The following is an 18,803-nucleotide window of genomic DNA, read 5'->3' as shown; positions in this document are numbered from 1 at the left end:
AAGAGAAGACTCTGCATTTCGCAGGCTGGAGTCCCAAAAAGCCAACAGACTTATCCACAGGCATTCGGGGTCACTTCAGGCTTGCGACTCTGGGTTCGTGTTGCGGGAAAGAGACAATAAATGGCTATTTTCCGCCATAAGAACGATTCAACCGCTTTCTTTTTCGGTAACTTTGTGCTGGTGCCTACCGGACTCGAGGCGAGTCTGGCAAAAAAAATCCACACCTGACCGGTCCGTTCAGGCGCCCGTGCATCAGGCGTCCATATCATGCTCCCCATGGGGAGGAGTCAGGGATACGCCGGGGCCGTGAGGGTCAAACTGATCAAGGATTTCCATAGGGAATTTTTCATTGCAGACCATGTCGAACCGGTTATGCAGCGATCGTCGGATCCAGACCTCGAACGGCGTGGAACGGCGGCGTTCATATGGCTGTCCGGGTTCATGTGATTCTGACATGGAGTGTCTCCCTGCCTGCCCAAGGTGTCATGCGGGGGAAACGGTCATGGTGCCATGACAGTTGCCATGCATTTCCTTTCCCCCACATGTTCATGCATGACCGGTCAGCCCGCCATGTGGTCCAGCAATGGTATGCCGGTGGCCTGTGACATATGCTGGCAATACGTCCGGACCGGCGCGGGCCAGTCGAGTCCCGCCACCAGCGTCAGGCTGCGCAGGTGGGCAAACAGATGGATGTCATCGGTGGACAGCGCGCCATTGACCGCATCGGGGGACTGGATCAGATCGGCAAGCTGGCCAAGGGCTGTGTTCGTGCTGGCCCGTAATGTGTCACTTTCGGCCAGGCATGTGCCGAACGGGCCGATCATCGCTTCCTTGTTCTCGATAAAATAGAGGCGCGCGCCCGTTGTCGCGAATTCCGCCAGCGGGGCGGCGGCGAAACGCGGCAGGATCAGGCGGATACAGGCCTGCTGCCCGTCGCGCATCCACTGGCCTATTTCCGGTCGTGTTGGACCGGTCAGCACGGGGTGGCCATCCATGGCGTCGACATGGGCGATGATGTCCATGCTTTCGCCCATGAAGTGACCGTCATGTTCCAGTATGGGCACCATTTTCTGCCCGATCATCCGCATTGGTGTCTGCACGTCATCGTTGAGCAGCACCACCTCGGTGACGGGCAGGTTTTTGAGCCCGAAGATCATGCGTGCCTTCACGCAGAAAGGGCAGTGATCGTAGATGTAAAGCTTCATGTCAGGTTTCATGACCGTCGCAGGGCTGCAAGCTTGCGATCGGTCGAGTACTGGCTGAGCGCATAGACCGACCAGATCGCGGCCGGAATCCATCCGATGACGGTGACCTGCAGGATCAGGCAGATGATGCCGGCAAAGGGACGGCCAATCGTAAAGAACTGCAGCCACGGCAGCAGCAGGGCGAGGACAAGCCGCATGATATCTCTCCATGTTCAGGCCCGAAGGGGCGCATTGGTAAACCTAGCGTGGATCATCGTCAGGCACAGCCTGGATATGTGTGCGTGAAGCACTACGACATACGCCGTGGGCGGGGACGGGTTGCCCTGGCAGGTCCCGGAGCAATCTGTTGATCAGATCAGAATAAAGGTTTTTGGATGCAGTCTTGTTTAACAAACGCAACGTTTTCTGAAGCTTTTCGAAAAAGCTCCACCAAAAACTTTCTGCTGAATTCATGGGTGGATTTTGTGACGCGGGTCATGCGTGGCTGACCGGCTTACATGGTCGGGGAATAGCGCCTGGCCGCAGTGTATCGTCCTTTTTTCCTGCAGGAAATGGCAGGCTGTAATGATGCTGTATGCCCTTTCTTTTGGTACGGGCGCACGATAGAAACAGCACGATGGAAAACGCGTCGGATACACAATCGGCACCCGGTGGGCGCCGGAATTTCCTGGGGCTTGTTACCGCAGCCACGGCTGCCGCCGGTGCGGGCGCATGCCTGTGGCCCTTCCTGCAGAGTCTGGCCCCGCGTGACAGTGCGGCAGCGCACCTGCCGGTTGATGTGGATATATCCGCCCTGCCGCCGGGACAGCAGATTGTCGTGACATGGCAGGGCAAGCCCGTTTTCATTACACATCGCACGCCCGAAGCCCTTGCCGCCCTGCAGGACGCCGCGCTGACCGGACGGCTGCGCGATGGGCAGTCCAATGATCAGCAGCAGCCGCCCTATGCCCGGAACTGGCATCGTTCGCTGGACCCGCGTTATGGCGTGGTGGTGGGGATCTGTACCCATCTGGGCTGTGTTCCCGCCTATCGCCCCCTGCCCGAAGGACAGGGCAATACCTGGCCGGGTGGATATGCCTGTCCCTGCCATGGGTCGAAATTCGATCTGGCAGGGCGTGTGTTCCGTGGGGCGCCAGCACCGTATAACCTGCCGGTGCCGCCCTATAGCATGCCGTCACCAACCATGATCCGGCTGGGGGAAAACCCGGCGGGGCAGGATTTCGATTTTGGTGGCATCCTGCAATTATAAGAGACTGTTTGAAAGCAGCCCATTGATGAAAAATGATAGTTGCCTTTTTTAAAGGTAGCGGTCTGTCGAATATTTTTGAAAAAAGCTTCGCCAAAAATTTTATTTGTTTTTTAGTGATCGTGTATTTTCAAATATGCCCTAACGCACGGGCTTGAGATGCAGGTCCATGGTATAGATCGCCACCGGCAGATGCAGGCGTGAAACGCCATCGGGCTGGAATGTCGCGGTACGGTTCAGCTGCACGGCGGGTATCCACAGGACACCATGGCTGTCGATCCACATGGCGTCGGCCCAGACCAGTCGCCTGTCATGGATCAGCGTGCTTGTCTTTCCCTGTGGCGTAATGCGCAGGATGCCCAGCCTGTTCACATCCGACACATACAGGTTGCCATCCCCGTCAATGGCCGTCCCGCCGGTCGTGGGCGTGTCGTGGAACAGGGTTACGGCATGGGACAGGTCGGATGCCGACAGGGTCGGGTTTTCCAGTGCCGCCGTGGGGACGACCCACATGGGGCCGGAGCTGGGTTGGAAATAGAGTTTCTGCCCATCCGGGGAAACCTCCAGCTGATCGGCATGGATCCGCACCTGCTGGCCATGGGCCATCAGCATGTGACCTTCGGCATACATCGGGCGGTCATCTGTCGTGGAGCGGTCATGCGCCAGCACCCGGCGCTGCGTCCCGTTGGACAGGTTGACCACCACCAGCGCGGGATCGCCCGCATCGGTTACGAAAATCGTATCCTTATGGAAACGGATGTCATCCATGTAGCTGTGCGACGTGCTGGCGGCGCGGAGCGGGATGGCATGCACCATGCTGCCGGTGTCCATATCAAACGCCAGCAGGCGCGCCGGGGCCCCTTTGGCGGGATTGGGCGGACCGCCCACGTTCGCATCCCCTGAATCCACGACCCATAACAGCCCGTCCGGGCCAATGCGCAGGGCGTTGACGCGCACGAAAGGCTGCTTGTCGCCCCTTGTGCCGTCGGGGTGGTTCCAGCGTGCATCGGGAAAGGCATGGGGCTGGCCGCTGGCATCAATTTCGGCAACGGTGGGGCCATTGCCACCCCCGCCCCAATAGGGGAAGGAGACGAAAGTGCGCCCGTTATCGGCCACCGCCACGGCATTCAGGACGCGGTCGGATGTCCATTGCACATGCAGTTTTTCATGCGCGCGTGCCGGACCGTGCCATGTGGTGGCCGGGATGGCCAGAAGAACTGTCAGGAACACGCCCCGCAGGCGCTGCCGTATGGTCTGCATGGCGCCAGCATATCATTACGCGGGATGATTGGTCATCACGGCTATGTGTCGGGGTCCCACATGCCGTGGGTGGCATGTGGGACAACCGGCAGTCAGGCTGCCGGTGCGGGGGCCGCCATCTGGCCCAGGGCGGCGCGCAGCCTGTTTTCGTTTTCCGGGGAAAGCGAGGTCTGCAGCACGCGGGCATGGCCCTTGAACTCACGCAGGTCGGCCAGCACCTTTTCGGGCTGGGACTTGCGTACCAGAATGAACAGCGCGGAGGTGTTGGCGGGAATGGTGGCGCCCAGCGACTTGATGAAATTGTCATCAATGCCGTAGTCGGACATCTTGCCCGCGATCGCGCCGGCCCCCGCGCCTACGATGCTGCCTGCGACAAAGCCTGCCAGCGGGTTCAGGCACAGCAGGCCCACCAGCGCGCCCCAGAAACCGCCCGAGAAGAGGCCGTACGATGCACCGACCTTTTCCAGGTTGACGCTCTGCTGCAGGTGCAGCTTGCCATCGGCGGTGCGGACAACAACAACCGCATCCTCCAGATCCAGCAGGTATTCCTTTTCCAGTTTCTTGCATTCGGTCAGGGCAGCCGTGGCTTCATCCTGGCTGTCAAAACCGATAACGATCAGATCGGACATGGGGTACTCCGTTTCATGTATCCGCCACCGGCCCGTGGTGGTGGAAGGTCACCATGATATTACATGGATACGTCCCTCATGCCGTGGCGGTTTTTAGGCATGGATGCCCCCGGCGGGGTGCAGGTCTGCCCCGGTTGCGCTGGCTGCCCGCGCTACCCATTTCCAGGATGCGTGTCATTCGGACGCGGCGGTGAACCGTCCCCCTGTCAATGTGTTGTCTGACCTGCAGGGTGTCACGCACCCGGTTATTGCAAGGAGAGGGAAGCCGATGCCCCGTTTCATGAATGATGATGATCGTCCCGATAATGCAGGCGAAGGCAAGCACGGCACCGCGCGCAGGCTGGCCGAAGCAGGATTGCGGGCCGAACGCGCGGGAGATCAGGCGCGTGCCGATGAACTGTTTGACGAAGCCGAACGGACGGACCCGGAAGCGCTGGAAAACGTGCTGATGGAAAATCCCGCCCCCCGCCGCCGCGTGTCAGGACGCGGGTTTGGCGATGACGCGACGGTTGCACGCATGAGTCGCACGGTGGAACCGGATGCCGATGCCCCGTCGCGTGCCGGGATCACGGATGAAGGCAGCGGTGCTGATTCCGAACGTCGGTAAAGGCTGGAATACATGTCAGGGCATGACGGGTTCCGGGTGCCGCCTTTTTTCAGGAAGGCGGTAGTCCCTGAAGCTTTTGGAAAAAAGCGTCGTCAGAAACTTTCCTGTAACATCGTATGCCGTCTTACAGTGATGGTCCCCACATGCCCACGATGAATATGATGGCCCCCAGCGCCAGCATGGCGATGTGGAACATGACCTGTCCCGGCATGGAATCGGGACTTATGTGCAGGCCATGAAAGAACTGGACCACCACCAGCGTCAGCCCGACAACGCACAGACCGATGCGGACAGGGCTGACCGATGTGGGCCATATCGGGTTTCTACGGTTCATTGTTACGTGTCTCCGGGCTTTGGTGCCAGCATGCCATAAAACCCGGCGGCGCAGAAGCAGCACCTGTTACGCGCGGGATTTGCCAGTCCCTGCGCCCATGCTATGCGCATGACGGGGCCGTGGAATGCGGCCAACAGGTGAACTGACAGGAAACAGATGCGTCTTGACCGTTGTGCCATGGCTGGTGGCCTTGCCGCCTCTGTCATGATGACCCTGCTGACGGCGGTATCCGTGGATGCCCGTGCGCATCCCCACCATCACGGCACAGGCGCCGTGCATCACCATGCAACGCAGGCGGCGGAGACCTCTGCCGGGCCACCCCTGCCGGATGGGCAGGTTTTCCTGCCGCCACCGCCCGGCCCGGATACGGCGCAGCGCGCGGCCGATGCCAGTATTTTCGCCGCAACCCGCGTGCTGGAAGGCACGCCGCGGTGGAAACTGGCGCAGGCGGATAATCGTGATACGCCCGCCCATATGGTCTCGGCCTTTTCATGTGCGGCGGGGTTTACCCTGCCGCCAGACCGCCTGCCTGAACTGGTCGGCCTTGTGACACGGATCGAACACCGCCTGACCCCTGCCGTCCATGCGCAGAAAACGCTGTGGAACCGCCCGCGCCCCTTTACCGAAGCGGAACTGCCGACCTGTATCCCGCTTCGCGCCAACCTGAAACAGGATCCGTCCTATCCGTCGCTTCATGCCACGCTGGGCTGGGTTACGGGGCTGATCCTGTCCGATATCCTGCCCGACCGGACGGCATGGATCATGCAGCGCGCCCGGGTGTTTGGCGAAAGCCGGGTGGTATGTGGCGTGCAGTGGCAGAGTGACGTGATGGCGGCGTGGCTGAATGGCGGCGTGCTGTATTCCGCCATGGAACAGGATGAAGGGTTCCGTCAGGAAATGGACGCAGCGCGCGCGGAAGTCACGGCGCTGCATCCGACCATGGCGGCGCCGCCTGCGGCCGAATGTGCGATCGAGGCTGATGCCGCCGCCCATCCGCCGCAATAAAAGACTGCCTGAAAAGAGTTTCCGGGTGCCGCCTTTATTTCAGAAAGGCGGTGTTTCCTGAAGCTTTTCGCCAAAGGCTTCACCAGAAACGTTCTTCAGTTTTCCCGCCCCACATCCCATCCAATGGGTCAGGACAGGAAACCGATGCGCCGGGTTCCGTCCCGTCCCGCCGTTTCCGCCTTCAGGCGTTCCAGCAGGTCATCGGGCGTCGGGTCTTCATCCAGCAGGCGCGCGCGGCGCAGCACCAGCGCAAAGTCCGATGGTACCAGCGTGCGGACGTGGCGCAGGCCTGCTGGCGCATCCTTTCCGAAAAAACGCTGGAAGGCATGGGCCGCCTGCATTTCCGTCAGGTAGTCAAAGCGGGCGCGGAACAGGAAGCGCCGCATGCTGGCCGGGTCCAGCTTTTCCACAAGGTTGGTGGTGCAGGCAAAGGGCAGGGGATGGTGTTCCATCCATGTCAGCATTTCATTGACCTGGCTGATTTCCCACGACCGTTCCGCCGACCGGCGATCACCCAGCAGGCTGTCGGCCTCGTCAATGATCAGGAAGGCCCCGCTGTCGCAGGCTTCGGCAAAGGCGGCCGCGATCTGCTGCTCACTCTGCCCGACATATTTGTCCAGCAGGTCGGATGCGCGTTTCTGCAGCACCGGCATGTCCATCCGTTCCGCCAGATGGCGGGCATACGCACTCTTGCCCGAACCCGGCGGTCCCGACAGCAGCAGCGAGACCGCACGCGGCGCGCCGGGGCGGGCCAGCCGCGTGGTCAGGGCCTGCAGGTCACAGTCCGTGTTGATCAGGGTCGAATCGTAATCCGTGACATCCGGCTGGGATGGCATGGGCATCTGGCCACCCGCCGCCGCACGGGCAATACCGGTCGCGATCATGCTGGCCATGGCGGAATCGCCGCCCGCCAGATGGGTGGACCGCAGCGCATTGCGGAAAATGGCCGGGGCGGCCGGAATGGCGCGGGCCAGGTCGGCTGCATCGTTGGGTGCCAGGGCGACCTTTTCCTCGCGCGCCATGTCCTGCCACAGTCGCGTGCGCACGCCGATTCCGGGCTGCCGGACCTCGATGCACAGCGCCATGCGCCGCGCAATCGCGGGGCCAAGAGTATCAAGGTCATTGGCCGTCCAGATGACGGGCGTGCCGCCCTGTTCCAGCAGCCGGTGGAAAAACACGCGGCTGTAGGATTGCGGCGGGTCGAACAGGCTGGCGGTGAACAGGTCTTCCGCCTCGTCGAACAGCAGGATGGAGTCCGTATTGCGCAGCAGCCGCGTGCTGCACCGCAGGTCAGCCAGCCGTTCGTGGCGCGATGGCTCATCGCCCGCGCTGTCCGCCTCGCCCACGGGGTACAGGGTGGCATTGATGTGCCGCGCAAGGGTGGCCGCGAATTCGGTCTTGCCTGTGCCCGGCGGCCCATACAGCAGGATATTGATGCCCGTTGCATGCTGTTCGACCGCGGCCTTCAGCAGCTTTGCCGCGATATCCGCCTGCTGGCCCAGATGGGCGAAAGCATCCCACGGCAGGGTTGCTTCACGCGGTTGCCCCAGCAGCAGGGAGCGGATGTCGCCCACCACGCTGGCGCGGCGGTTCATCAGCGCCATGAGACGGGGCAGCAGGGTAATGTCGCCGTCCTCGTCCACGGTCATGAGGCCGCTCATGCGCAGCTGCCCCTCGGGGGCGAGCGCGGTGGCGATCGCGTCCTCCTCCTGCCCCAGAAGCAGGTGCAGCAGGGGAATGTCCTCGCACAGGAACGGCCCGCGTGACCGGTTTTCACACAGGTCATCCCATAACTGTTCGAAATGCCCGTTCAGGCGATAGCACATGGCAAGGCCAAGCACCTCGCTGGCCACGCGGCCCAGACCGGTGGCCTGGCTCAGTTCCTCCAGCCACGTATCCACGTATCCCCGGTCGCCCGCGTGCTGGGCGCGCGCTTCTTCCAGCGCGTGGCCAAGGCGTTTCCATTCGGTGGCGGTTGGCGGGTTTTCCCCGTCATGGCGGGGGGCGGCGGGCAGTTCCTTGTCATGCAGGCCAAGGTCGGGCTGGGCCTGCACCACGCAGCGGACCAGCGCGCCGGCGTCACGTGATCCACGATGGATCGAACCATGCAGCACGCACAGCATCTCCAGCAGGCGGCGTGTCTCGCCCCGCACGCGCGATGAGCGCGGCTGTACCGTCCTGCGGCGTGTTGCCGGTCGTCTGCTTTTGGCTAGCGCCATATATCGGGTCTCCTGCTGCTCCTGTCTGAATATAGGTAGTGCAGGGACGGATGTCGTGGGGGAAGGACGATGTTTTCTCTTCCCCCACGCCCATCAGCTGCGACCTGACAGGGCAAAGCCGGTTTCAACCTGATCCAGCAGGGCTTCAAGTTCTGCGTGGCGCAGGGGATCGGTGCCGGTGGTGATATGGCCACGTGCGCGTTTTTTCAGGCTGCCCGCGATTCGGGGGCTGATGGTGCGGTCGGTCCCGTGGCGCAGCATGTCGGCAATGCTGATCCCGCGTTCATGGGCCGTCTGCACCACGGAAAACGCCATGTGGTTGACGATGTTCTCGAACTCGAAACGGCCAAAGCGCGACTGGCAGCGGCTCAGCTGGTCAAGGGCCGTGGCATAGCGCTCCACCGGGTTGGCCTGCGTGGCCGTACGGAAATGCTGGGTATAATGGCGCGAGGCCTGGATGTGTTCCTCCCGCGCAAGGTCCCATTCGCCAATGGCGGTGCATTCCGTCTCGATCAGGCAGTGCAGGGCGCGGGCGTTCAGGCAGGAAGCGACAAAATCCGTATGGGTGATGTCGTTCCATTCCAGCTTCTGGCCCGCGCGCTGCATGGCGAAACGGAAGCCACGATGCCCGTCAATGCCGTACACGATGGTGGTGTTGCCGCGGCATAGCGGGTCGGTCCCGGTCACCATGATATGCCCGCTATCGGCGCGGTGCATGTAATGCTGCCATGTCATGACATCCAGCAGCGTGTCGTCATCCACGAAGCGGTCGGTATGACGGCGTACGTATTTCATGAAACTGGTGGCCTGCAGGCCGGTCACCGCATGGGGCGAGAAATCGACCTGCCACCATACGCAGGCCCGCAGCAGGTGAAACGCAAGCGAATCGCGCAGATCCGCCAGTGCCGCATGTTCGGTGGCCAGGCTGTCCACCTGCGCATCGCACAGGGCCTTTACGGTCCGGAAGCGGTTGGCAAGCATGTCCAGCTGCCGCGCCACGGGCTGCCATGGATCAAAATAGCTGACCAGGCTTTCGGGACGGGAATGCTGCAGATGCCAGGCAGCCGGGGCGGTACGTGGTTCACGCATCGGACGGTCCTTGAAGTATCTGGGGCCGGAAGGATCGGTGGTTAACGGGCTGATCATGCCGGAGTTGCCGACATGACCCGGATCCATGCGCCACAGGATGATGGGGGCGGGTCGCACGGGGTACGGCATCGGCCCGGTTATCGGGACGGGGCGTTGGGAAGGTTATCGTTACATGCCGTATTAATGTATATTATAGGCATGTTATTTGATAATGGTAATTAATATCACATTAAATCCATGACAGAATTCCTGACCCGGTCATGAATATGTTTTTTTCAGTTTATTAGTAACGCAGCATGCGGCGGGTCAGTTTTCGCGCCATGCGGTGAAGATCCACGCCCGCGCGCCCGATGACCGACCGGCTGGTCTGCTTGGCGTCCACCAGTGTCACGGGTCCCGCGGCGGACAGGGTATGCAGACCGTCGGTCGCGGGCCGCCATGCGGGTGGCGCGGTCAGGGGCGGCAGGGGATGCGCCGCGAATTCGCGCGTGTTCAGGGTGGTAATGGCCAGCGGGGTGATCGCGCCGCCATAGGTCCGCGCGCAGTCCTGCGTGGGCAGGATGATCGTGCCGTCATCCATCACGACCGGCGTTCCGCCCGGTCGGGCGCTGTGTATGTCGCGTCGGACCGGATTGGCGGGATGCGGGTGCCACGGCCCCGTCAGGCTGTCGGCCCATGCCACATGCAGGGTATCGACGCGGGGGCGTTCTTCTTCATGCCATGGGGTATGGAACAGCCACCACCGGCCATCATGGAACAGGGGGGAGGCATCGATCATCGGGCCGGGAAAGGCGCAGCCCTCGACTTCTTTCCAGCTATAGGGAAAATCGGTTGCGCGGTACAGGCGCTGCACGCCGCTTTTTCCTGATTCGGGCATCATGAGGAACGACCCGTCCCGGTCGCGCAGGATGACGGGATAGGACAGGTGCCATGGTTCCACCAGCACCGGCGCATGCGCGATGACGCGCAGGGTGCGGTCAAGGATGAAGACATCGATCCGCCCGACCTTTACCCGGTAATCATAGGCTTCGGCAAACAGGTACAGTCTGTCCTCGTGCCAGATGCCAAAGGGGTCGGCAATGAAACGGAAGGGGCCGGGATCGGGCAGCCATGTAACCGGCATGTCCGCCAGCGTGCCCGCGCGCAGCACGTCGGGCATGGACCGGTGGATAAGCCCTGTCTGCCATATATCGGTCCGGCCAAGTCCCATTTGCGCAGCCCCTGCCTGTGTCGGATGGCGGATTTGCAAACACCGATGTGCTGCAATATGCCAGATGACATCGTACCAGATGAACAGGTCAGGGGAATAGCAAGCATGGGCAATGGGGAACAGCCCCGGCGTCGGACCATTCGTGATGTCCGGAAGGGAGACGTGCCAGGCGTATGGCTGACAGCCTATACCGCGCCCATGGCCAGCAGGCTTGACCCGCATGTGGATGTAATGCTGGTGGGGGATTCGCTGGGTATGGTGGTGTACGGCATGTCCGACACGCTGGGCGTCAGCATGGACATGATGATCGCCCACGGGGCGGCCGTTGTCCGCGCATCCCGCCGGGCGCTGGTGGTGGTGGACATGCCGTTCGGGTCATACCAGCAGTCACCCGCGCAGGCCTTCGGCAATGCCGCGCGCATCATGGCGGAAACCGGCTGTGGCGCGGTCAAGCTGGAAGGTGGAACGGAAATGGCCGATACCGTGCGGTTCCTGTCGCAGCGCGGCATCCCGGTCTGCGGGCATGTGGGGCTTATGCCGCAGGCGGTCAATACGGCGGGTGGCTTCCGCACGCAGGGGCGTGACGCGCAGCAGGCGCGCAAGGTCCACGCGGATGCACGGGCCATTGCCGATGCCGGTGCGTTCGCCGTCGTGCTGGAAGGGACCGTGGAACCCGTATCGCGTGACATCACGGCGGACGTGCCTGTTCCCGTTATCGGGATCGGGGCCTCGCCCGCATGTGACGGGCAGGTTCTGGTGGTTGACGACATGCTGGGGGTGTTCGGTACGTTCACGCCACGCTTCGTCCGCCGCTATGCCGATGTGGGCAGCGTGATTGATGATGCCGCCGCACGCTATGCGCAAGATGTGCGTACCCGCCGCTTTCCGGGACCGGAAGAATGTTTTGGCGTGCGCAGCAAAGTCCTGCCGGGATGAAAGCCCCCCGCGCGGCTGCCCCCTCCGTCTCCCGTATCGGACTGGCGGAGGTCATGGCGTTTGGCGCGGGGGACATGGGGTTCAACATCATCTGGGGGCTGATGCTCAGCTACCTGGCGTATTTCTATACTGAAATCTCGCTGCTGCCGGTGCAGATGGTGGGGTTCATGCTTATGGCCGCACGCGCGGCCAGCCTTGTGACCGACCCGGTGGTGGGTCTGTGGATCGACCACAGGCCGGCGGGGCGTCAGGCCATACCCGTACTGCGCGGGGGGATTGCGCCGTTCATGGTGCTGGTGGCGCTGACCTTCATGCCGCTGCCGCACGCGTGGCCGGTGGGCATGCGTGGCCTGTGCGCGGCCATGGGCTACATGGCGCTGTGCGTGGCGTATGGCGTGGTCAATACCGCCTATGGCGCCATGACCAGCCTGATTTCGCCGGACCATGACATGCGCCTGCGCCTCGCCACCAGTCGCATGGTGGGGGCGACACTGGGCAGCCTGCTGGTCAGCATCACGACGCTGCCCATGGTGGACTGGCTGGGTCATGGTGACCGGCAGGCGGGATTTGCCCTGTACATGGTCGTGGTGGCGTGCGTGGTGGGTGGGCTGCTGTGGCTGCCATCGCGGTTCTGCCACGAACGGGTTGCGACGGATGGGGGGGATATGACGGCGCGCGCGCGCGTTGCCGGGCTGCTGGCCAACCGGGGCTGGCGGCGGCTGACGGGGGCGATGCTGCTGACCATGCTGGGCAGTACCTTCCTGTTTGGCGCGCTGGTCTATGACGTGCGCTATGTCCTGCATGACAGTGACCATGTGGCCGGCTGGCTGCTGGGTCTTGTCAGCCTGATGGTGCTGGCGGGGTGTGGCCTGTCGCTGCCGCTGGCCGGGCGGTGGGGTACGGCCTCGGTCATGCGCGGTGGCACGCTGGCGGCGGGGGGCGTGCTGCTGGTGGCGTATGTGCTGCCCGCGCGTATGGAGGTGCTGGGCATCTCGCTTGCGCTGTTCGGGTTGTGCGTGGGGATCTGCAATCCGGTCTGCTTTACCCTGCTGGCGCACTGCATGGACGGCGGCGACGGGTTTTCGGGCACGCACACCGTGGGACTGGCATGGGCGCTGAATTCCACCGCATCGAAAATGGCGTTTGATGTGGGTGGCAGCCTGCTGGCGGGCGTGCTTGCAGCGTCGGGACTGGTCAGTGGCGTGGGCGTGCAGTCGGTCCATGCACAGGCAGGCATCCATGCCGGTTTCCTGCTGGTGCCCGCGTTGCTGTACCTGCTGGCGGGTGGGGTGGTGCTGCGGTATTTCGCCCCTCAGAACCCGGTGGAGGCGGTAAACAGTACCGCAAGCCCGCCGCCCACGTAATATTGCGGGCCATCTGCTCTGGTCAGGGTGGGGGTCGCGACGCCGGACAGATAATGCTGGTTGGTGATATTGTTGAAATTCATCCTGAATTCGGGGTGGGAGAAGACGGCATGATCATCCATGCGGTATCCGATGGCCAGGTTGCCGGTCGTATGGTCGGGCATGCGTTCATCATTCATGAAAGTTGAGTACTGCCGCCCCGTGTAATGGACGGAGGCCATGCCGAATATGTGCCCGTCATCATAGCTCAGCCCGGCGGAGGCCTGTAGCGTGGGGCTTTCTACCGCCGTTCTGCCACGTGTCGCCAGCATGCCGTCGGCGGAGGGGATGTCACTGTCGATGGTGGCATGCAGGTATTCCCCCGACAGGTAGGGCGCAAAATGGTGCCATGGCTTCAGCCCGATTTCCACGTCCACCCCGCGTGATGTCTGGCCACCACCATTTATGGTGGAGTCCACCTGCCCGATCTGGGTCTGGATTTCGCGGTTGGTGAAATCATAGTTGAACAGCGTCAGGCTGCCGACAATCAGGTTACCGCTGTAGCGGTAGCCCAGTTCTTCGGACACGGAATATTCGTTCTTCAGCTGTGTGGCGACGCCTGTGTCGGTCACGCCGCCGAACAGGGCGGTTTCATCTGGCGTGCGGAAATTGGTCGTGGTGTTGAAAAAGACCATGTGGCGCGGGCTGATGCGGTAGCGGATCGCAATGCGCGGCAGCGGGGTGGCGGAATTGCTGCCTGCCGCCGTCTGCACCCCGTCCGATGTGGTCGTGCCATGGCGGTCCAGCATGACTTCCCTGAAACCCACATCCACCATCAGGCGGTGGCCCAGGAAATGCATCCGGTCGCCGACATAGAGCGCGTTGGTCTGGGAAATCATGTGGTAGCTGCCCGCATCCACCTGCTGGCCATCGGGCTGCAGCAGGGTGCGGCTGATCCGGTCCACCCATATGTCGGCGGCATAGCCCTGCGCGTTGACGGCGGTAAAGGGCTGGTGCTCGCTATCATCGGAATAGTCGTACCAGTATCCCATCACCAGGTCATGGTTGCCCAGCTGCCAGTCCAGCGCGGCGTTGAAGCCGGAGCGGTAGCTGGTCTGGGTCCAGTTCGCGCGCACCACGGCATTTTCATCGCAGCCACCCGTGCCATCGCACAGGCCGCTCTCTCCCATGGTCGTGCCGCTGGGGGCGTTGCCGTAACTCCACTGCGCATAGGGCGTGACCTTCAGGTGCACGCTGTCCGCCAGCGTGAAGCGCGCGGGCGCCGCGATATAGGCGATGCGTTCGGGCTGTCGGTACAGCTGCCAGTAATCCGTGCCGCCTGCCGCATCATTGGGGTTATAGGTGGCGGCAAGGTTGTTGGCCGCCCCATGTGGCCCCTGCGCCTGCCAGTCCGCCCTGTCCACCGGCGGGTAGTAACTGGCCACCATCGTGTTCCATGTCCCGATCACGGATACCCGGTTGCCCGCCCCCCATTCGCGCAGGAATTTGAAGTCGATATGCTGGCGTTCATCATGTCCCGGCCCGCGCCAGTTATCGGTATAACCATGGGAATAGGACACGAAGCCCCGGATGCCGGTATGCCCGATCTGCCCGGTATCCAGCCGCAGGAACTGCCGGTTCGTGTTGTATGACCCGTATGAGACATCGGCATATCCCCCCGCCCGCATGGAGGGATCGCGCAGGGACATGCTCATCAGTCCTCCCGCTGCATTCAGGACGGGCGAATCCAGATCGGCCGACCCCTGGGCGAGCGACACGCTCTGGTAATTTTCCGTATCCGCGAACTGTCCGGGGTAACCGTTGTAATAGGCGATGTCGTTCAGCGGCATCCCTTCGAGCACATAACCAAGCGAATCCCCGCCCAGGCCACGCACGGTTATGTTGGTCTGGGGTGAAAACCCCAGCGCGTCGGAGGAGGAGACATTGGCCCCGGGCAGCAGGCTGACCATGTCGAAGGCCGTGGCGCTTGGCGCCTGCTTGCGCATGAAATCGGTGCCAATGGTGCTGACGGATTTCGCCGCATCTTCCGCCCGGATCAGGCCGCCGCCGGGCTGGGTGCCCACCACGTGCCGGCTGGTCACGGTCATGCTTTCCGTCGGGGCGGCAGGCGCGCGAGAAGCCGGTGCAGCCGTGCCGCGGGTGAGGGGCGTGGCGGACGGCGTATTGTCATTTCCCGCCGCCATGCCCGGCCCCATGCCCAGCATCGTGCCCAGCGCGATTGTCAGCATCCGCCGGTAGGAAACGGGGGCCGGATCGGATATAATATGGGGACGGGGCGCGCGCGGCATGGGGTGTTCCTGAAGAAATCTTTTTATTTCATTATTTTGTACCATTCTGGTGGGGTATGACATCGTCTTGAACAGGCCGGGACGGATATAATATATCTACGTGGCGTATCATAAGCCCTGATATCGGGCGCATCCCGTATAATTGTGCGGGCAGGGAGGAAGGGTCGCGGGTGGGACAGGAATCAGCACATATCGTCAGCAGTTACGAACAGGAACTGGAAGAACTGCGTTCCATGATGGCGCGGATGGGCGGGCTGGTTGAACAGCAGACATCGCAGGCGGTCGCCGCCATTGCCGACCGCGATGAAAACGCCGCCGGTGTCGCAGCCGACCTTGATCCCCAGGTTGATACGCTGGAACGTGATGTGGAAGCGATGGTCATCCGCATCCTCGCCCTGCGTTCCCCCGTGGCGGGGGACCTGCGCGAAGTGGTCTCGGCGCTCAAGATCACGGGAGACATGGAACGCATCGGTGACTGCGCCGCCTCCATTGCGCGACGCTCGCTGCGTACCGAACTGGTATCCTCACGCCTTTCGCTGAGCGGACTGCGTGGCATGGGGCGTCTGGTGCAGGACAACCTGCGCCGCGCGATCGACGCCATGAGCCAGCGGAACGCCGACCTTGCCCGCGAAGTCTGGCAGTCCGACACGGCGGTGGATGAACTGTATAACGCCATGTTCCGCGAACTGGTCACTTACATGATGGAGGACCCGCGCAATATCGGCCCGTGCACGCACCTGCTGTTCATCGCCAAGAACCTTGAACGGATCGGTGACCATGCCACCAATATCGCCGAGCGTGTCTATTATACCGCAACGGGTGAAATTCTGCCTGTCGTGCGCCCCCGTGGCGGGTTTTCAGGGCAGGGAGGCTAGCGTCCTTGCTTGAAGACCGCCCGCTGCGCATCCTTGTCGCAGAAGATGATGCCGCCCTGTCCGTCATGCTGTCCTACAACCTTGAAGCGGCGGGGCATCTTGTCATGCCGGTGGATAACGGTCTGGACGCCCTGCGGGAAGTGACCGAGTGGAAACCCGATCTTGTGCTGCTGGACTGGATGATGCCGGGGCTGTCGGGAGTGGACCTGTGCCGCAGGCTGCGCATGGCCACGGCCACGCGTTACCTGCCGGTCATCATGCTGACCGCGCGGGGAGAGGAACAGGATTCCGTCCACGCGCTGGATACCGGGGCGGATGATTACCTGGTCAAGCCATGTGGCATGGATGTGCTGCATGCGCGTGTGCGGGCTGTCATGCGGCGCAGCGCGGGTCGTGCCGCGGCACCTGCCACGCAGGCGGAAGATGTCCTGAGCTTTGCCGACGTAACGCTGGACCACGCCGGACGCAGGGTCAGCCGCGCGGGCACGCCCGTTGCCCTGGGGCCGACGGAATACCGTATCCTGCTGCATCTTCTGCGTAATCCGCGCCGGGTGTTTTCGCGTGCTGAAATACTGGCCGCCGCGTGGGATGACCGGATCCATGTGGAAGAGCGCACGGTGGATGTCCATATCCGCAGGCTGCGACTTGCGCTGAACGCCACGGGCGGGACGGATCTGATCCGTACGGTGCGTTCCAGCGGTTACATGCTGGATGATGGCAAGGTTGGCTGATCTGCTGCGTTGATCAATCATTGATAAAAGTTTCTGGGGCCGCATTTTTCAAAACGCGTCACCAAAAACTCTTGCATGATTTACAGACTGTCGCGTCCCAGCCTGGCATAACGCTTCAGCGCCCGTTCACGACGCAGGCGGGACAGGCGTTTCAGCCAGAAAACACCGTTGATCTGGTCGATTTCATGCTGCAGGCAGGTGGCCAGCAGGCCATCCGCGACATCTTCCGCTTTCGTGCCATCGGGACGGTCGTAACGGACTTTCACACATGCAGGGCGGGTGACGGGCGCATGGATGCCGGGCATGGACACGCTGCCTTCTTCCTGTGTCGATGTTTCTGCTGACTGCCAGATGATTTCGGGATTGGCATAGACATGCGGGCCGTCCCCGTCTGGCAGGTCGATGACCACCAGCCGTTGCGCAATGCCCACATGGCATGCCGTGATGCCGATGCCCGGCGCTGCATGCATGGTTTCCAGCAGGTCGCGCGCCAGTTGCGCCGTTTCCGGCGCGGTCGCATCAACGTGGGCCGCCACCTGTTCCAGACAGGCATGGGGGAAGCGGATAATGGGCAGGATGGCCATTGCGACGCGATCAGTACAGGAAGGGACCGTTATCGTCCGCGTTCAGGTTGGTGTAATAGGGGATGTAGAAGTTCATGCCGAACGGGCTGTAGGTATGGTCCACGCCCGATACGGGGCGCAGCGGCTTGACGTCATGGTCCGCCAGGCAGTCATACAGCGTCTCGCGCAGGTGTTCCGTTTCCTTGTCCGACTTCTGCGTGCCGTAGAACAGGTCATGCGCGTAGGGTTTGCAGGCCTGCGGCGTGTGTGCGTAATATTCGGCGTACCGGCTCTGCTTGTTTCTGGCTATGTCCGCATCCGATATCCACTGATGGCTGGCGGCACTCGTGCCCCAGATTTCCTTCCATCCCGTGCGCATGTGCGGCAGGCGGGCGATGGCAATACCGTCCTGACGGGTGCCGTCCTTGCGTACCAGGCTGCCATGGCAGGCCATGACCTGCATGTGGTCGTTATAGACGGCGCTCTTGACCGTCCCGTCTTCAAACCGGGTGGCGGGCGATGCGGAGGGCGCGCCCTGGTTGGCAATGCCCACGATCGCGGATTCCACGGCGGGCTGCTGGCAGTAGTTCACCATGGGGCGGGGTGCATGCTGCGCGCAGGCGGCCATACCAAGCGGAAGACATAGAGCAACAAGACGGCGCAACGGTTTTTTCCTTTTGCAATGCGGCACGGGACCCAGCCATGTGCCTGTCTGTTCAGGCGTATAGAAGGGGCCCGTACCTCACAACAATGTAAATTTTCAATACCGCCCTGTGCTTTTGTCTTCTCTTGGTGTCTGGGCTTCGGGACGGCGCGGGGTACGGGCTGCGAATGCAAACAGCAGAACGGCCACCAGCAGCAGCACGGGCGATGTACCCGGCCCGCATGGTGGGGGCCGGATGGGGAGGGATGGGCGCGCGGCCATCAGAATGTAATATTGCTGTGCAGTCCGAAAATCGCCTCATCGCCGGTACGGCGATAGGGGTAGGACGGGTCGCTGCCGCCGCCTGCGGGGTGCCAGACGTACTGGAAGTCGGGCTGCATCACCAGCCACGGCGTGACCTGTGCCTGATAGGTCAGTTCAAGGTGGTTTTCATTGCCCGGCACCAGGCTGTCGGTACCGGTCTGGGCCACGTTGCGGGTATACTGGCGCTCACCCGAACTGGCGCGGCCAATGCCCCAGCCCAGCCCGATCGTGTCGTTGTCCCGGCCCCGGAACGGGGCTTTCAGGTTAAGCCCTGC

Annotated in this window: 20 protein-coding genes; 7 read left to right on the top strand and 13 right to left on the bottom strand. The window is 62.4% G+C overall.

All coding sequences use genetic code 11. The features are described 5' to 3' along the window. Positions 1–252: 252 nt before the first annotated feature. From B7449_RS12955 to B7449_RS12945, 3 genes are all read right to left on the bottom strand, one after another. Positions 253–456 carry a hypothetical protein gene (locus B7449_RS12955; protein ID WP_048883682.1) on the bottom strand — a complete coding sequence of 68 codons (204 nt, stop codon included), beginning with the start codon at positions 454–456 and terminating at the stop codon, positions 253–255. 104 nt (positions 457–560) lie between these two features. Beyond that, the gene (gene grxB, locus B7449_RS12950; RefSeq protein WP_039736706.1) at positions 561–1,205 is read right to left on the bottom strand and encodes a glutaredoxin 2; all 645 of its coding nucleotides are present in this window, start codon (positions 1,203–1,205) and stop codon (positions 561–563) included. 8 nt (positions 1,206–1,213) lie between these two features. Further along, positions 1,214–1,402 (bottom strand): YqaE/Pmp3 family membrane protein, encoded by a 189-nt coding sequence (locus B7449_RS12945; protein ID WP_010516260.1) that lies wholly within the window; start codon positions 1,400–1,402, stop codon positions 1,214–1,216. A 419-nt stretch (positions 1,403–1,821) separates the two neighbouring features. Here B7449_RS12945 and petA point away from each other — a divergent pair, with 419 nt between their 5' ends. Continuing rightward, a complete protein-coding gene (gene petA / locus B7449_RS12940; protein WP_039736705.1) occupies positions 1,822–2,454 on the top strand; it encodes a ubiquinol-cytochrome c reductase iron-sulfur subunit in 633 nt (210 codons plus the stop codon). Positions 2,455–2,592: 138 nt separating this feature from the next. Here the strand turns inward: petA and B7449_RS12935 are convergent, their stop codons facing one another. After that, positions 2,593–3,711 (bottom strand): L-dopachrome tautomerase-related protein, encoded by a 1,119-nt coding sequence (locus tag B7449_RS12935; RefSeq protein WP_039736704.1) that lies wholly within the window; start codon positions 3,709–3,711, stop codon positions 2,593–2,595. A gap of 92 nt (positions 3,712–3,803) precedes the next feature. Continuing rightward, entirely contained in the window at positions 3,804–4,340 is a 537-nt protein-coding gene (locus tag B7449_RS12930; RefSeq protein WP_039736703.1) for a DUF1269 domain-containing protein, read from the bottom strand. Positions 4,341–4,608: 268 nt separating this feature from the next. On the opposite strand from B7449_RS12930, the gene B7449_RS12925 reads away from it, so the two are divergent. Then, entirely contained in the window at positions 4,609–4,947 is a 339-nt protein-coding gene (locus B7449_RS12925) for a hypothetical protein (protein WP_039736702.1), read from the top strand. A gap of 124 nt (positions 4,948–5,071) precedes the next feature. Here the strand turns inward: B7449_RS12925 and B7449_RS12920 are convergent, their stop codons facing one another. After that, a complete protein-coding gene (locus B7449_RS12920; RefSeq protein WP_039736701.1) occupies positions 5,072–5,281 on the bottom strand; it encodes a hypothetical protein in 210 nt (69 codons plus the stop codon). Between the two features lie 156 nt (positions 5,282–5,437). Between B7449_RS12920 and B7449_RS12915 the strand changes: the two genes are divergently transcribed. Further along, complete coding sequence (locus B7449_RS12915) at positions 5,438–6,286, top strand: acid phosphatase (RefSeq protein ID WP_199858402.1); 849 nt, start codon at positions 5,438–5,440, stop codon at positions 6,284–6,286. Between the two features lie 128 nt (positions 6,287–6,414). On the opposite strand, the gene B7449_RS12910 is transcribed toward B7449_RS12915, so the two are convergent. From B7449_RS12910 to B7449_RS12900, 3 genes are all read right to left on the bottom strand, one after another. After that, positions 6,415–8,439: an AAA family ATPase gene (locus B7449_RS12910; protein WP_039736699.1), complete on the bottom strand. Its 2,025-nt coding sequence runs from the start codon at positions 8,437–8,439 to the stop codon at positions 6,415–6,417. A gap of 159 nt (positions 8,440–8,598) precedes the next feature. After that, a complete protein-coding gene (locus B7449_RS12905) occupies positions 8,599–9,594 on the bottom strand; it encodes a hypothetical protein (protein WP_039736730.1) in 996 nt (331 codons plus the stop codon). 283 nt (positions 9,595–9,877) lie between these two features. Continuing rightward, complete coding sequence (locus tag B7449_RS12900; protein WP_039736698.1) at positions 9,878–10,804, bottom strand: glucosamine inositolphosphorylceramide transferase family protein; 927 nt, start codon at positions 10,802–10,804, stop codon at positions 9,878–9,880. Between the two features lie 105 nt (positions 10,805–10,909). Here B7449_RS12900 and panB point away from each other — a divergent pair, with 105 nt between their 5' ends. Both panB and B7449_RS12890 read left to right on the top strand, forming a co-directional pair. Further along, positions 10,910–11,740 carry a 3-methyl-2-oxobutanoate hydroxymethyltransferase gene (gene panB / locus B7449_RS12895; RefSeq protein WP_039736697.1) on the top strand — a complete coding sequence of 277 codons (831 nt, stop codon included), beginning with the start codon at positions 10,910–10,912 and terminating at the stop codon, positions 11,738–11,740. Next, positions 11,737–13,104 (top strand): MFS transporter, encoded by a 1,368-nt coding sequence (locus tag B7449_RS12890; RefSeq protein WP_039736696.1) that lies wholly within the window; start codon positions 11,737–11,739, stop codon positions 13,102–13,104. Before panB ends, B7449_RS12890 begins: the two co-directional genes overlap by 4 nt. Here B7449_RS12890 and B7449_RS12885 read toward each other — a convergent pair. After that, entirely contained in the window at positions 13,053–15,392 is a 2,340-nt protein-coding gene (locus tag B7449_RS12885) for a TonB-dependent receptor (protein WP_039736695.1), read from the bottom strand. The genes B7449_RS12890 and B7449_RS12885 overlap by 52 nt on opposite strands. 170 nt (positions 15,393–15,562) lie before the next feature. Here B7449_RS12885 and phoU point away from each other — a divergent pair, with 170 nt between their 5' ends. Continuing rightward, positions 15,563–16,267, top strand: coding sequence for a phosphate signaling complex protein PhoU (phoU, locus tag B7449_RS12880; protein ID WP_010516282.1), 705 nt, complete (start codon positions 15,563–15,565; stop codon positions 16,265–16,267). Between the two features lie 5 nt (positions 16,268–16,272). Then, a complete protein-coding gene (locus B7449_RS12875) occupies positions 16,273–16,998 on the top strand; it encodes a response regulator (protein ID WP_039736694.1) in 726 nt (241 codons plus the stop codon). Positions 16,999–17,078: 80 nt separating this feature from the next. On the opposite strand, the gene B7449_RS12870 is transcribed toward B7449_RS12875, so the two are convergent. The 3 genes from B7449_RS12870 to B7449_RS12860 all read right to left on the bottom strand — a co-directional run. After that, positions 17,079–17,582, bottom strand: coding sequence for a peptide deformylase (locus tag B7449_RS12870; RefSeq protein WP_039736693.1), 504 nt, complete (start codon positions 17,580–17,582; stop codon positions 17,079–17,081). A 10-nt stretch (positions 17,583–17,592) separates the two neighbouring features. Continuing rightward, positions 17,593–18,225, bottom strand: a complete 633-nt coding sequence (locus B7449_RS12865; RefSeq protein ID WP_235721213.1) for a hypothetical protein — start codon at positions 18,223–18,225, stop codon at positions 17,593–17,595. Positions 18,226–18,485: 260 nt separating this feature from the next. Next, positions 18,486–18,803: carbohydrate porin (locus tag B7449_RS12860; protein WP_048883681.1), on the bottom strand; the 318-nt coding region annotated here is incomplete at its 5' end.

Source organism: Komagataeibacter intermedius TF2 (assembly GCF_000964425.1).
GTDB classification, from domain to species: Bacteria; Pseudomonadota; Alphaproteobacteria; order Acetobacterales; family Acetobacteraceae; genus Komagataeibacter; species Komagataeibacter intermedius.
This window is presented reverse-complemented; position numbering and strand designations above follow the sequence as displayed.

Bases quoted from the DNA above. Each gene is read 5' to 3' on its own strand.
- B7449_RS12920 (WP_039736701.1), bottom strand. From the start codon at position 5,281: ATGAACCGTAGAAACCCGATATGGCCCACATCGGTCAGCCCTGTCCGC.
- B7449_RS12925 (WP_039736702.1), top strand. From the start codon at position 4,609: ATGCCCCGTTTCATGAATGATGATGATCGTCCCGATAATGCAGGCGAA.
- B7449_RS12905 (WP_039736730.1), bottom strand. From the start codon at position 9,594: ATGCGTGAACCACGTACCGCCCCGGCTGCCTGGCATCTGCAGCATTCC.
- B7449_RS12885 (WP_039736695.1), bottom strand. From the start codon at position 15,392: ATGCCGCGCGCGCCCCGTCCCCATATTATATCCGATCCGGCCCCCGTT.
- B7449_RS12915 (WP_199858402.1), top strand. From the start codon at position 5,438: ATGCGTCTTGACCGTTGTGCCATGGCTGGTGGCCTTGCCGCCTCTGTC.
- B7449_RS12945 (WP_010516260.1), bottom strand. From the start codon at position 1,402: ATGCGGCTTGTCCTCGCCCTGCTGCTGCCGTGGCTGCAGTTCTTTACG.
- panB (WP_039736697.1), top strand. From the start codon at position 10,910: ATGGGCAATGGGGAACAGCCCCGGCGTCGGACCATTCGTGATGTCCGG.
- B7449_RS12935 (WP_039736704.1), bottom strand. From the start codon at position 3,711: ATGCAGACCATACGGCAGCGCCTGCGGGGCGTGTTCCTGACAGTTCTT.
- B7449_RS12900 (WP_039736698.1), bottom strand. From the start codon at position 10,804: ATGGGACTTGGCCGGACCGATATATGGCAGACAGGGCTTATCCACCGG.
- petA (WP_039736705.1), top strand. From the start codon at position 1,822: ATGGAAAACGCGTCGGATACACAATCGGCACCCGGTGGGCGCCGGAAT.
- B7449_RS12890 (WP_039736696.1), top strand. From the start codon at position 11,737: ATGAAAGCCCCCCGCGCGGCTGCCCCCTCCGTCTCCCGTATCGGACTG.
- B7449_RS12955 (WP_048883682.1), bottom strand. From the start codon at position 456: ATGTCAGAATCACATGAACCCGGACAGCCATATGAACGCCGCCGTTCC.
- B7449_RS12930 (WP_039736703.1), bottom strand. From the start codon at position 4,340: ATGTCCGATCTGATCGTTATCGGTTTTGACAGCCAGGATGAAGCCACG.
- B7449_RS12870 (WP_039736693.1), bottom strand. From the start codon at position 17,582: ATGGCCATCCTGCCCATTATCCGCTTCCCCCATGCCTGTCTGGAACAG.
- grxB (WP_039736706.1), bottom strand. From the start codon at position 1,205: ATGAAGCTTTACATCTACGATCACTGCCCTTTCTGCGTGAAGGCACGC.